12 protein-coding genes and 2 pseudogenes are annotated in these 12,721 nt (G+C 32.4%); 1 reads left to right on the plus strand and 13 read right to left on the minus strand.

Annotated features, from left to right (window positions below; all coding sequences use genetic code 11):
• Positions 1–290, minus strand: a pseudogene (locus CXF67_RS15465) (recombinase); the annotation flags it as partial.
• Between the two features lie 214 nt (positions 291–504).
• Here CXF67_RS15465 and CXF67_RS17925 point away from each other — a divergent pair.
• A complete protein-coding gene (locus CXF67_RS17925; protein ID WP_145990488.1) occupies positions 505–699 on the plus strand; it encodes a hypothetical protein in 195 nt (64 codons plus the stop codon).
• A 221-nt stretch (positions 700–920) separates the two neighbouring features.
• On the opposite strand, the pseudogene CXF67_RS15470 reads toward CXF67_RS17925, so the two are convergent.
• The 12 genes and pseudogenes from CXF67_RS15470 to CXF67_RS15530 form a co-directional block, all read right to left on the minus strand.
• Positions 921–1,910 (minus strand): annotated as a pseudogene (locus tag CXF67_RS15470) (IS30 family transposase); the annotation flags it as partial.
• Between the two features lie 122 nt (positions 1,911–2,032).
• On the minus strand, positions 2,033–3,055 hold the full coding sequence (locus CXF67_RS15480) for a hypothetical protein (RefSeq protein ID WP_102089559.1): 1,023 nt from the start codon (positions 3,053–3,055) through the stop codon (positions 2,033–2,035).
• A gap of 166 nt (positions 3,056–3,221) precedes the next feature.
• Positions 3,222–3,605 (minus strand): DoxX family protein, encoded by a 384-nt coding sequence (locus tag CXF67_RS15485; protein ID WP_102089560.1) that lies wholly within the window; start codon positions 3,603–3,605, stop codon positions 3,222–3,224.
• Between the two features lie 95 nt (positions 3,606–3,700).
• Positions 3,701–4,483 carry a hypothetical protein gene (locus CXF67_RS15490; protein ID WP_102089561.1) on the minus strand — a complete coding sequence of 261 codons (783 nt, stop codon included), beginning with the start codon at positions 4,481–4,483 and terminating at the stop codon, positions 3,701–3,703.
• A gap of 69 nt (positions 4,484–4,552) precedes the next feature.
• Positions 4,553–5,785 carry a hypothetical protein gene (locus CXF67_RS15495; RefSeq protein ID WP_102089562.1) on the minus strand — a complete coding sequence of 411 codons (1,233 nt, stop codon included), beginning with the start codon at positions 5,783–5,785 and terminating at the stop codon, positions 4,553–4,555.
• A gap of 96 nt (positions 5,786–5,881) precedes the next feature.
• Positions 5,882–6,301 (minus strand): Crp/Fnr family transcriptional regulator, encoded by a 420-nt coding sequence (locus CXF67_RS15500; RefSeq protein ID WP_374702254.1) that lies wholly within the window; start codon positions 6,299–6,301, stop codon positions 5,882–5,884.
• 278 nt (positions 6,302–6,579) lie between these two features.
• Positions 6,580–7,320, minus strand: a complete 741-nt coding sequence (locus CXF67_RS15505; protein WP_102089564.1) for a hypothetical protein — start codon at positions 7,318–7,320, stop codon at positions 6,580–6,582.
• A 210-nt stretch (positions 7,321–7,530) separates the two neighbouring features.
• Positions 7,531–8,361 (minus strand): ankyrin repeat domain-containing protein, encoded by an 831-nt coding sequence (locus CXF67_RS15510; RefSeq protein ID WP_102089565.1) that lies wholly within the window; start codon positions 8,359–8,361, stop codon positions 7,531–7,533.
• Between the two features lie 44 nt (positions 8,362–8,405).
• Complete coding sequence (locus CXF67_RS15515; protein WP_102089566.1) at positions 8,406–9,023, minus strand: hypothetical protein; 618 nt, start codon at positions 9,021–9,023, stop codon at positions 8,406–8,408.
• 165 nt (positions 9,024–9,188) lie between these two features.
• Positions 9,189–10,643, minus strand: coding sequence for an acyl-CoA thioesterase/bile acid-CoA:amino acid N-acyltransferase family protein (locus tag CXF67_RS15520; protein ID WP_102089567.1), 1,455 nt, complete (start codon positions 10,641–10,643; stop codon positions 9,189–9,191).
• Between the two features lie 263 nt (positions 10,644–10,906).
• Complete coding sequence (locus CXF67_RS15525; RefSeq protein WP_102089568.1) at positions 10,907–12,010, minus strand: ImmA/IrrE family metallo-endopeptidase; 1,104 nt, start codon at positions 12,008–12,010, stop codon at positions 10,907–10,909.
• Positions 12,011–12,027: 17 nt separating this feature from the next.
• Entirely contained in the window at positions 12,028–12,354 is a 327-nt protein-coding gene (locus tag CXF67_RS15530; protein WP_102089569.1) for a killer suppression protein HigA, read from the minus strand.
• Between the last annotated feature and the right edge of the window lie 367 nt (positions 12,355–12,721).

Below are 12,721 nucleotides of genomic sequence, written 5' to 3' on the forward strand. Positions count from 1 at the left end.
CTGGTTCTAAACCATTCAACATCTACCGTTTCATTAGAAGTATGTACAGGCTTATTGGTTAAAAATCGATTATAATTAATCCAAGCCACTCCTTTAAAAGTCGTGTAAATAGTAGCCAGATTAGTTTTGGTGTTTAAAACATAGGCCATATTATAATGTGCACTCCACTTAGGCTTATCTAGACTTTTTATAAGGGCCTGTAAAACCTTGTCTGGGGTAAATTTTATCCCTATCCTTTTCTGATTATTTATCATCAAATGATATAAAGTGATGTTTTTGAGCATAGTCATAAGTCAATATTACTATAGTCTATGATAATTAAAAGTATATTTACCGTATAATATACTTTTAAAAATGATTAATCATAAAACTTGTCCCGTTTGTCAGTCATTAGTTGGGATTTATACGCGTATGGACAACAAAGTTACCTTCGCCATTCTCACCAAAGAAGCCTCTCCTTTATTTGCAAAAATCCACAATAAAAAGAACCGCTAGCCGCTTATTTTGGATGATGAGCATGAGAAGGAATGGTTGGAAAATGACTTGGATCAAGATGACATCCAAAAGCTCTTAAACTACAGCTATGATCAAACTCAACTGGAGTATCATCCAGTCAGTAGTCATCTCTTCCATCCAAAAGTCAATTCAGATGTAGAAAGCACTTTGGATAGGATAAAGTATGAAGGGTTGGAAATTTGAGTAGCCAATTTACAATCAACAGTAAGTCCAACGGCTAAAAAACGGATATTTAAAACGCCGTTGGTGATGCCGTTGCAAAGCCGTTGATATAAACTAGTTGATCTAGTGTGGACGAAAATTTATGCACTTTTAACGAAAATATTTCGTCTGACAAGAAAGCGTTTTATAGCTGGATTCAAGGTTGTAACGCAACAAACGTTGCTTTTTTTTAGTTTATACCAAGCTATCTTTTTTAGTTCAGAACCCATCATTTCTTGAGGGGTTTTAAATCCTATAATTTTCCTTGGTCTATTGTTGAGTTTTTCTTGAATAATTCTGAGTGATCTTTCATCGATTTTATTGAAGTCTGTACCTTTAGGGAGATACCTTCTAATGAATCCATTAGTATTTTCATTAGTACCTCTTTCCCAAGAAGAGTATGGGTGAGCAAAGTAGATTTTCATTCCCGTTTTGTTTGTTATTTCTTTATGTCTGGCCATCTCGACTCCGTTGTCATAAGTCATAGATTTTTTAAGAATAGGGTTTAGTTTATTTAATATTTTTGAGAACATTTTAGCTACTTCTTTTGAGTTTCTAGCTTTTAATTTTACGATTAAAGTGTCCCTAGATTTGCGTTCTACAATTTTTCCAATGGCAGATTTTTGGTTTTTACCAATCATTAAATCACCTTGCCAATGTCCGATTTCCTTTCTAAGGTCAATATGCTTAGGTCTATTGTCAATACTGACTTGATTGATTATTTTACTGCCAGTTCCACGTCTTTTTTTAGGAGGCCTCCTTCGTGTTTTTTTACGAACAAGTAGATTGACGAGTTTTTTGTTTAAACGAGCTTGAGGATGTATATAAATGTATCTGTAAATAGATTCATGTGAGATTGATATGATGGGATCATTAAAATAGTCCTGTTTAATTCTCCCTGCAATTTGTTCTGGTGTCCAATTTAAAAGCAATCCTCTAAAGACATAAATACGGAGTTTTTTACAAGTACTTATTTTATCAAAATTTCTTTTGTTTGAATAGACCTCTTTAGCCGACCAATGTGCTAAATAGGCATCATAATCAATCTTAGGATTAGAGCCAAGCTTATTGACTTCTCTAGAGACTGTAGAGCGAGATCTATTAATAATTTTAGCTATGTAAGCTTTGGTCTTATTTTGTTGAAAAAGAGTCTCTATTTGAACCCTCTCTTTTAAGGTAAGTCGTCTGTGTTTTTATCTTCCATTGCAACAAATCTATAAATTTAGATTTGTTGCGTTAAGTTATTGAATTCAAAATGTTCGTTTTAAATTAGAGACAACGTTAAGTGCATGGTGTCGTAGCATCTCGCAGGGTGCTATGTATATTGTTGTAAAGCGTTTTCAATTTCTTTTTTAAATTGTTCCTTCTTGTCAACGTAAAGTGCTAAATTCTTGTAATTGCTTGTCAGTCCGTATAACCCAAAAAGCACTTCTTCTTCTTTCAGTCTAATTACAACATTGTGGCTTTCAAAATCACGTAATGGAGACAGTTTTTTTGTGGTTTCATCTGATTCAACCGATTTAGTTGACAATTCAATTCCTTCAATATTAGAAATCGAAATGGTTGACTCGCTGAATAATCCATATCGTAATTTTAATTCCCCATTATCAATGGAAATGGGTCTTTTGCTCATAGACCTCATTATTCCAAATACTTGAAGACAAGTGTAAAAACTTAATATAGATAATATCCAAGCGGCAAGAGTACTCCATTTTTGTAATAGAAGATGAACAACTGACGTTTCCATCATTATTAAAAACATAAAAACAATTAGCAAAGCTATGGTGCCGCTATTCTTATGATATGAGAATTCATTAACGCTTAATTTCCGTTTCTTCCAATTGAAAAAACCATAATAGAGAACTGCAATTTCTGTTGCAAAAGCACCGCTTATTTTTTTTGGAAGAATTTGAGCTGATGCACTTTTTAGAGCTGAATAAAAGTCTAATGTTTGTGACTTGCCTTTTTTGAATGCTTTATTTAGTTGGCGGACTTTGTAGATTACTAGGAAAAATATTGTCGTTTCAACAATCGGTAATATCCAATTCTTTACTTGAGTTAGGTGGAATTGAAAGTCCTTTGGTATAATAAAACTTGCAATTACTATTCCTGCGATGAAAAATGGGACTGTTGTAATCTTAGGAATTTCTTTTTTACGTATTAAAAGGAAATAGATAAAGGGAATTACAAATACTAAGTCGAAAGTTATACCAATTGAAAGCTCTTTAGGATGTATTTGAAAAACAGAAGAATTGCCCAACACAATTACTGACAAGATTAGAAGCAATGGAATTCCAAATGTGATTAGATTTCTATACTTATATATATATATGTTCATATTCTGTATTCTTTATGTTTTACAACGTTTAGTATAAGAATAGTAGCGGATTAAATTGAATGAGGTTTTGAATTGCAATATAGTTTATTAAATGCAAAAAAGGCTTGAGTTTACACCCAAGCCGCTATTGCTTTTATACATTGTTGTATGCCGTTTTTTTTAACGTTTATAGATTCATTCCCGATAAAGAAGGCTTTCTTAGCATTGTGCCTGCATAAAAAAGCGTAGTTACCATAATACCCGGTAGTGGAAAATCACCGCCTACTACTTCGGCTACAATTATTCCACCTCCAAAAGAAGCCAATAAGAAAAATCCTATATTAATTGTTTTAGGAATCCAATAAAGTGTCAAAGCTGATAATTCTATTAAGCCTATTAGAAGCATTTTATCACCCCAATTAGTAATCTTACTCATGTTTTCGAGCATTTCTGCATTGCCGATTACTTTCATAATACCTGCCATTAATAGCATTAATGACGGAATAACAGAGAGTGTATAACCTGCTATTTTCCTTGTTTTGCTAATTTGCGTTTCGTGTAATGTGTTCATTTTTTCTATTTAGTTAATTAATAGTTGTAAAATTGGTACTTTCTAATATGTTGTGCATTGATATACATCAAGAAATAAAAAGGTGTTTTATTGCATTATTTTATGTTGAAAGTGAGGCTGCTATTTTCTTGCTGCTCTTTAAAATCTCCTAACTTGTGGTCAAATACTTGATCCATAGAATTCGTAGCAATATCTTCTAAGTTGTTGCTGACTTCAATTCTATATTCTCTTTTTTTCCATTTTTTTTGAGGTTTAAAAACCCATTGCTGTTCGTTTCGTTTCAATGAAAATTTGCCTTCAACTATTTTGCCTTTATAGGTTATCCTAATGAAGGTTTGAGCAGAGATATGGTCTATTTTGTCATTGAAATCAATAATCAATAGTTGTTTACTTTTACTTTTTGGAATAGTATAATGCCATAATTCAACTTTGGGTGGAATGCTATCTTCTTTTACCGCTATAAAAGTTTTTGAAAAAGACGTTGCCAATTTTTGATCATTAAAATCTAATAAAAGGCTATCAACCGTGAGCGTGTATTGTTCTCCTTCATCAAATGCTCTTCCCATTATTTTATTTGCCAACAAACCTGTTTTTACTCTGCCAGGGTCTATAATAAGAGTTACTTTCTTACGGTCTTCATCCCATAATTCATATTGGTTTTCAAAAAAAACACCTGTTATGTTCTCCCCTTTTTTGTTGGTCAGTTTTATATGTTTTAGGATACCCATTTCTTGCATAGGTTTAGAAAACTCTATATAAAACCGAGTAAGATTTACAGGTAGGGAATCCGCAGTAGGATAAATATGTATCACTTCTGGTAAACTATTTTTTTGAGCAAATAATTGACAAGTTATAAGTAAAAAAAGTATTGTTCTCATACTGATTAAAGTAAAAATCTCCTGCAACTCAAAAGATAGAGTTGCAGGAGATTTGTGAAAATTGAAGTGTTATTTTTTGATAAACTCAGTTTTGTCTATGTCCTGAATTATCATATTCTGAAATATTTTACTTTGCATTTGCTGTCCTTCATATATATAAGAAGGTTGGTCATATTCGCTCACAAATTCATCTAATCTGAAATACACATTTTTTAAATAAGAAAGTAATTCCAAACTACCATTGTCAGGGTTTCTTTTAATCGTTGTGATATGATAATCGTCTTGGTCATCTAATTGCAATAAATTGGTAAGTGGTAATGTAGTTCGTGCTGTTCCTGCTTCTCCAATACCTGCGTATCCGATGGATGCTGCTTTATTACTTTCTTTGATATCATTTAGGTCGATAAATTGGGCAGATTTGTTTTTATTAGAAAGAATAATGCCTTCATAAGGCACTTTATCCATACCTGCCGATTTGAATTTTATAATATCTATTGGCGTATTGCCGTAACCCATTTCGGCAATGGTTTTACCTACAATATGTGCCCCGTCTTTTAGGTCTTTTACAGGAATTGATACCAATGGTGTACATGTGTATGCCGCTAAAATATAATCTCCATCTTCTAAGGTAACAAAAGTCAAAGTTTGAATGGGTGCACGAGTTTCCATTTGTCCGTGTACAGCGTGAAAAATTTCTACCGAAGTAGTGCTTACTTTTGAATCTTTAAATGGAAAATCTACCATTCTCAAAGCCGAAGAAAATTCAGCATTTGACATTCCACTTATATAGACTTTCCCTTTGTGTAAATCAATATCCGTGATAGTAAAACTTCGCATTGGTGTTTTATCCCAATATTTGAAGTCAGAAGTAGGAGCATCAGTTAGTTTAACTTCTGTGTGTGTTGTTTTTCTCAAATCAAATTCTCTAATTTCTCCCGATTGGTTAACAATTATAATTTGAGATAAATAGCCCGACTTTGTTTTGGTGTCAAAAGCAATATATGCTTCTTTGTTGGCAGGATTTATTGCCATATCTCTTATCAAAATATCCAAAGGACTTATTTTGGCAAAAGTGGCGATTTTTTGGCTCAAATCGTGGATATTATATCCTTGTTGAGCCGCAGCATTTTCGGAGCTTACTATGGTGTAAGCATACAAAGTTGCAGATTTGCTGTCGCCAACAAATAATGTTTTAGCGTCCCCAAACTTAATAACGTTTACTGCTTGTGGTGTGCTGGAAAAAGCCATAAAGCCTGTCATTACCAATGACAGTGCTGCGATAATTCTAAATTGTATTTTCATTTTTATTCTTTTTTAAATTAAATCATAATTGATAGTGCAAAGATGAAGTGTTTAAAAAAGTTGTGCATTGATGTACATCAAGAAACGAAAATTAGCCTATTTTCTGAGAGAAATCTCTTTTCGAACACGGCTCAACGCTTCTGGAGTAATGCCTAAATAGGAAGCTATCATTCTTTGTGGTACTCTTTGAATAATAGATGGATACGTCGTAATAAAATGTTCATAACGTTCAAGAGCGACTGAACTCATCAACATTACAATACGCTTTTGGAGTACTTTTAATCTTTTGGCTAATTTAAGAGGGGCATTTGACAAAGTATCAAAATCTTTTTCTAGTTGGATGATGATAGAATCCTCCAAACAGTCAATAAACAAATCACAAGGTTCATCAATTGGAGTAGCATCAGCAATTATCCAGTTTTCGGGAGCAAACTGATAGATATGTTCTTTCCCTTTTTTGTCAATGGAATAACTGCGTAACAAACCTGACTCCACTTGAAATATCTTAGAATTCAAGTCGCCTGTCCTTTGTAATAGTTGTCCCTTTTTTACTGTTATTCTTTTCAAGTTAGTTTTGTATTACCTACAAAGTCTCCGTATATGAAACGTAGCGTGTAAAAAGACTCTATCGTTTCGGATTATACACGAGCCGAATTTTTATATTTTGTTTTTACTTTTTCTATTCTAAAAGCCAAATTTAAAAATTTGGCGGTCTTTGTAAATAAGCACAAACCTCTCGATTCAGCACTTACTAGTTATGTTTTATACATAGTGTTGTACACTGGCTTTTACGTTCAGCGATTTTTAATTTCCACTATGTGATTTTCTAATCTCTCCGAAAAACTTTCTTCATTAAACTTCTCTTTCTGCTCTAATTTCTTGATAATTTTCACACTTTGAGTCCCTATTTGTATTAATTCAGATATTTTTGGTTTCAATGCTATTGCATTGTCAGGTCTAAAATGTACTGTTTTATTTCTTAAACTAAACAGATTTGTTATTTCGTTCAGATGTACTTTATTATTATTTAAATCGTCTTTGAATATATAAATTAAGCGTTCCATTATTTTTGAAATCGAAATTCTTGCGTAACTAAATTCATCAATGATTTTTGTTTGACTTAAAAAGAGTAGATGTCTATTGACAAGTGTCTCAATGAAAAATCCAAAGTTGTTCAAATGACCTAATATTTCAATAGAATCTATTCGGTGATTTAATCCGAATTTATGCTTCTCTGATTCCGCTCTGAATTGGGCTTTTTGCCAAGAATTTGACATTAAACTTCTTGTCTTTTCAGTTAGAATATCAGGAATATCTGATTGCAAAAGTCCAACAGCGTCATTCGGAAAATCCGTTTTTTCCATTATCTCTCTATCTTGCTTTGACGGCTCAATTGCGTCTAATTCTTTAGAGAATATGATTGATGAAAATTCGTATTTTAAAGCAGTGTGTAAATAATGAAATGATTCTTGAAGAAAGAATGTTGCCCCAAGTTCTAATTTTGAATAAGTATCTATTTCGTGTTTACTGCTCATTTTTTTTGCTTGTGTACAACGCTAGGCTATGGTTAGTACGGGATTTAAAAGTAGTAAACTTTCGATTAAGCACTTAGCCAAAACTTTTTATTTTGTTTTATCTTTTTTGTTCTAAAGCCAAATCAAAAGATTTGGCGGACTTGGTAAAAGCTCTAAACTTTGGGTTAAGCACTAAAACCAGTATTAACTATTGTCATTGTTAGCAAATGTTTATTTACAGCCGTCCAAATTAATTTTACCATCCTTATAGTCTTGTAATAATTTTGTCATTTCTGTATATCCTGACATCTTAGAAATCCCAATTACAGCTATTCCATTAATTGGGTAGCCATTGAAATTTTCTAAATAATCTGCACCATAAAAAAGTAATTTTTCAGCACTGTAAATATTATTAAAACGAGAAGCAAACATGAGTGGGGTAAATTTATCGCTCCCATTTCTTTGGTCAATTGTTCTTAATAGTGTAGGGTAGCGATTAATTAAAATACAGAGTGAGAGATTCCCATATGCACTAGCAGATTGTAAGGCAGTTTCTGGTAAACTATTTACATTTGTTGAAATTGAATAATCAATATCAAAATAAATTTTTTCATCAAGTCTATCAAGCATAGAATACATTACAAATCCAAATCTTTGTTGAGCTAGAGGGTCTTTTTTAACATCTTTATCTCTTGAGATTGCATAAATAAGATCGGTCTTTTCTCTATTAGGTTGTACTTTAAAATCATAACGTTGATCTTTCATTATAGAAGAAATTGAAGATATACACTCGTCACATTTCCATATAGAATCGTTATTATTTGCAGTAATGAAGGTGTTAATAGCTAGCTGAATAGGAGTTAGTGTTATTCCTCCATAGTTTATTTCAAAAATAGTGTCATTTTCTAATAACTGTTTTATTTGACTGGAGTTACAGCCTTTTGCAAAGATTTCTAACTTTTGAATGGATGTAAATTCTAAACTATTTAAAGTCGCTTCTTGAGCATTAGTTAAAGAAATAAAAGAACTAAAAACTAATAAGATAATAATTTTATTTTTCATCTCTATTAAATATTAATGGGTTTATACATATTGTTGAAAGCAGGCTATTTCTTCATCTCTTTACGTACCAAATTAGAAACTAAATTTCCAATCTTGTAAACAAATGTTTTTTGCCTCCATTTATCTCGACTAAGAAATTTATAGTGTCCAAACCCTAAAATATGCATGTATTCATGAGCATAATGTCCTGCTAAATCCGCTACATTATTTTCTTCCTTCCACTTTTTAAGTCTCTGGGGGCAAATAGCAGTAACACCATCTCCATTTCCATCAATACCAATTGTTCCAGAATTAGAACCAATTTTACATTTATTTTTCCATCTCGATTCATCTGAATTAATCCGTAATGTTCTAACTCGTAAATCAATAACAGTGTCTTTCCCTCCAGGACCTTGTTCTTCATGTGCAAGGATAATTTTATAAAACAATTCTTTGTTGGTTAAGTCATTTGTTTTTATAAAATTACCATATATCATTCCTTGCCTGAATTCGTCAGAATTTATTGCTTTTTCCAATTGAATAATTGCTTGGTTAGCTAAATCTTCATATTGTCCGTAACCTTCTATTGAATGAAGTTTAACTTTAACTTCAATTTTTTCAGTTTGGCCGAAGGAATGAAATATTACTGTAAAGAATAAAAAGATAGATAATATGGCTTTCATAATTATAATGAGATATTAATTGGATTATTTTTAATTTTTGCTAACGTGATGTATCTGATTTGTTGCGTGTTTAAGCACTTAATTTAGCAAATAGAAACCCAATAGAAAATCTGCGGGGATTTTCGTAAGTAAGCGAGGACTAGCAATAAATTATATACTGTGTTATCAGCTTTTTGACTTATTCAGTTCCATATTACCGAGTTGCTTATTTAAAAATATAAATACTCTATTCCACGAATCTATGGAGGCTAATGCGTTTCCTTGAAAATTTCCGCCTGATTTCCAAGTGCTGATATTGGAAAAATCTATTTGTGGGATAAATGGTAGGTCATCGAATTGGTGTCCTGCATTTTCATACGAATAATGCTTGATTTCATATTTGAATTTATACTTCTCTGCTCTAACTTTAATTCGATTACTCATCATCGTCGATGGCCATTGAAGGTCGTCTTCCCCAGAAATTAATAAGATAGGACATTTTATATTTTCGATTTTAATGGAGCTCTTTTCGATTCTTTTAGTTTTTTCAAATGCACTTAACATATAAGGAAGTTGAACTTGAGCTTTGCCCCCCGTACTTTTTAAAAATCTAATGGCTTCAGTAATGCTTCCTCTAGCCTTAGGAACACCTTTCCCATTAGAACTCCAAGATGATTTTATATAGCGTTTAGAGCTCCAAGTAACACTCGAGCCAACTGCGGAAACAACAGCGTTAACGTCATTGTATTTTGATGCATATAACAAGGCATATTCTGCGCCTTTAGATCTGCCCATAAGAGCAATTTTTGATGCATCAACGGTGGCTTGATTTTTTAACCAATTGATTGCAGTATGAAGATATTCTAAAGGGACATTTTCCAAACTTTCTGGTAAGTTTTTTTCTCCAAAATATTTTAAATCCAATACATTATAACCTTTAGAAGCTAAATACCCTGCTTTACGATGTTGAAAATTACCGCCAGACCCTGCTAACAGAACAACTGTTGGTCTTTGGTTATGTGTTTCGTGCAGGTAAAAATTAGCAACCATCTTATTTCGAATCTCTTTTTTTGTAATGTTATGATTTTCAATATTTTCATAGCTTTTTCTGAGAATTGTACGCGTTAACCTGTCTCCATCAGCTGTGTCAAAACTAATTGTAAAATTCAAGTCGGTATCAAAATGGAATGAATTTAATTTTTCCGGTTTTAGAGACCAAAAAAGACCCATTTGATGAGTTCCTTCATATGAACTTCCTTCTAGTGGTTCTTGTTTTTTAGGATTTATTTCTCCAAACTCATTTGCCTGAAAACAAGCAACGGATTCCCATCTTATATCTTTAGAATCTGTTACGGATAGTTTCAAAGACCCAATTTGAAAGGGTTGCAATCCTGTAATATGTATCGCTACTTTATCGTCAGCGTATGAAATATCAGGTGTTACTTGTAACGTTCCTTTTTTGGCTGTTTTAATTTCTAAAGTATTACAGGGTTTTGTGTCGGAATTAAGAAGTTGACTATTAACTCTGGAAGAAGGATAAGATGAAATACAGCTATAAAATAGACCTGATGGAATGAGAATTAACAATACGGTCAAAGAAATGATTTTAAATACTTTTTTTAAAATAGTTACTATTTTCATTAGTTGAAATATTTATTAAGTTTTTTTATTTGCTGATAACGATTAGTATAAGAAACGGAGGGCAGTTAATAAGCACTTTCGTTTCGGTTTATTACTTAGCTAAATATAAATATTTTGCTTTTATCTTTTCTACTATAAACGCCAAATTTTATATTTAGCGGACTTAATTAATACTCACAGACCTTTCGGTTTAGGACAAACGCCCTATGTTTTTTATACAGTGTTACCTGCTGGCTTTTCTTTTCAGCAATTAAAGACTTGAATTAAATTGATAATTCAGTAAATTCAACCTTAGTTTTTAAACTATTCAAGCGTATATTTTTATACAAATGATTGTATTGTCTTTGAACTTGGGCTACAATAATACCTGGATGTTTTTTGAATTTTTTACTGAGTTCCAGAATCAATTCTTCATTAAAGTTATGATATTTAAACAACTCGTTTCTTTCCTTTTCTGACAATAGCATACGAGCAGAGAATGCATCTGCTTCATCTTCTTTTTCCTTGTCAGGTTTAATACTCTCAAGACCATCAATAAAAATATCTTTTTTACCGTGTTTAAGAATATGAGCTAATTCGTGATAGAATGTAAACCAAAAAGCATTGTAGTCCTTTTTTCTATCAGTCATTTGTATAAGTGGTAAACTATTATTTTTTATCCACCTTGTTGCTCCATAAATAGGTGCTTTGGCAATACAAGGAGTATAAACTAAAGCGACTCCACAAGATGCACAAAGTGTTTGTAATTCTTCTAGCCAAGTATCTGAATGATTGTATGCAATGTCTTGTATTTGCTCCAAACAATTGCTCAATGCTTTTTTATCAAAGGCAACTACTTTTATTTTTTCTGCTTGTAATTCTCCTAAACGTAACCAAACTGAAATGGCTTGTGGTTCTGCTGTATGGCGCAGCTCAATTTTAAAAGCCAATGAGCTACCATTATAAATATTGTACCATTGTGTAGGAGAAGCAACTCTAAAAAACTTTAGTAAACCATCTGCTAATTCAGGTTTTTTACGAGTATCTGGAAGTAAGCCAAAAGATTTCATTTTGGCCAATGGAAAAGATGATACCCATTCTTGGCATTGTTCTAAATGGTCCATTTGTTCAATTTCTAATAATTCATCTTGATAGGTACGCTCTAAATTAAGCCAAAAACTTGCAGGCACATCTAATACGTATTCTAATTTAGTAGCAGTTTCTTTTGTTATAGGTGCTTTGCCTTTGATTAATTCATTTAGTTTAGGAATAGACCTACCCAATCGTCCAGCTAATTCAGCTTGCGACATACTAATATGGTCTATATGCTCTTGAATACTATCACCTGGGCAAGAGAGTAAGGATTTTTTAATTTGTAAATCAGTCATAATGTTTCCTTTTTAAGTTAGTGAGGGTCTTCTACAGACTCAATACTTATAATGGTTATCGCTTTTAAATCTATTCCACCATCTTCTAAGGTTGGTATAGGATCTTGGTTTATCTCAAATAGTATTCTCCAATTTTCTTGAATGTCTATTGACCAAGTTCCTTTACCTATGTGTTGGTGCAATCGCAATACCTGTAATTTTGAGATAACCTCTAAATTATCTGCATTGTTAAGCTGAGTGATACGCAACTTTACCTTCTTTGCTATTGTGCCATAACCCTTTGCTATCCCCTTGTCGGTAGTAAGGGATTTCTTCAGTTTATTATTTTTATACGATAATTCCATTACAAATTTACAAAACTATTTACTTAAAAGGTTAATGATTTTTGTTTTTATTAAAAAATCATCAATTTCATCTCTCATATTTTATTCTTTTTTTGTGCTTGCAGGTAACGTTACGTATAAGAATAGTTGCGGGTTTACGTGGGAAGGTTTTCCGCAGGAAAATCAGACGTAGTTAACTTGCAACGACCTTTGGTTAAGCCAAAAATTGAGCAATTATTTTTATACATTGTGTGTGCCTTGAATGGTAAATATAGTTTTTTTACAAGACTGTCCCAACGGGTGAAAGTCCCCAATGCGCGGAGGTAACGCTCTGAAGCATTAGTAAGCCGCAAGGGTGTTAAGGGTGACCTTAGAAGTGAAGTAAGCA

Origin of the sequence: Psychroflexus sp. MES1-P1E (genome assembly GCF_002836055.1) — a bacterium.
GTDB lineage: Bacteria > Bacteroidota > Bacteroidia > Flavobacteriales > Flavobacteriaceae > Psychroflexus.

Excerpts from the sequence above, each read along its gene's own strand:
- CXF67_RS15520 (WP_102089567.1), bottom strand. The coding sequence starts at position 10,643 with ATGAAAATAGTAACTATTTTAAAAAAAGTATTTAAAATCATTTCTTTG.
- CXF67_RS15480 (WP_102089559.1), bottom strand. The coding sequence starts at position 3,055 with ATGAACATATATATATATAAGTATAGAAATCTAATCACATTTGGAATT.
- CXF67_RS15510 (WP_102089565.1), bottom strand. The coding sequence starts at position 8,361 with ATGAAAAATAAAATTATTATCTTATTAGTTTTTAGTTCTTTTATTTCT.
- CXF67_RS15515 (WP_102089566.1), bottom strand. The coding sequence starts at position 9,023 with ATGAAAGCCATATTATCTATCTTTTTATTCTTTACAGTAATATTTCAT.
- CXF67_RS15505 (WP_102089564.1), bottom strand. The coding sequence starts at position 7,320 with ATGAGCAGTAAACACGAAATAGATACTTATTCAAAATTAGAACTTGGG.
- CXF67_RS15530 (WP_102089569.1), bottom strand. The coding sequence starts at position 12,354 with ATGGAATTATCGTATAAAAATAATAAACTGAAGAAATCCCTTACTACC.
- CXF67_RS15525 (WP_102089568.1), bottom strand. The coding sequence starts at position 12,010 with ATGACTGATTTACAAATTAAAAAATCCTTACTCTCTTGCCCAGGTGAT.
- CXF67_RS15485 (WP_102089560.1), bottom strand. The coding sequence starts at position 3,605 with ATGAACACATTACACGAAACGCAAATTAGCAAAACAAGGAAAATAGCA.
- CXF67_RS15490 (WP_102089561.1), bottom strand. The coding sequence starts at position 4,483 with ATGAGAACAATACTTTTTTTACTTATAACTTGTCAATTATTTGCTCAA.
- CXF67_RS15495 (WP_102089562.1), bottom strand. The coding sequence starts at position 5,785 with ATGAAAATACAATTTAGAATTATCGCAGCACTGTCATTGGTAATGACA.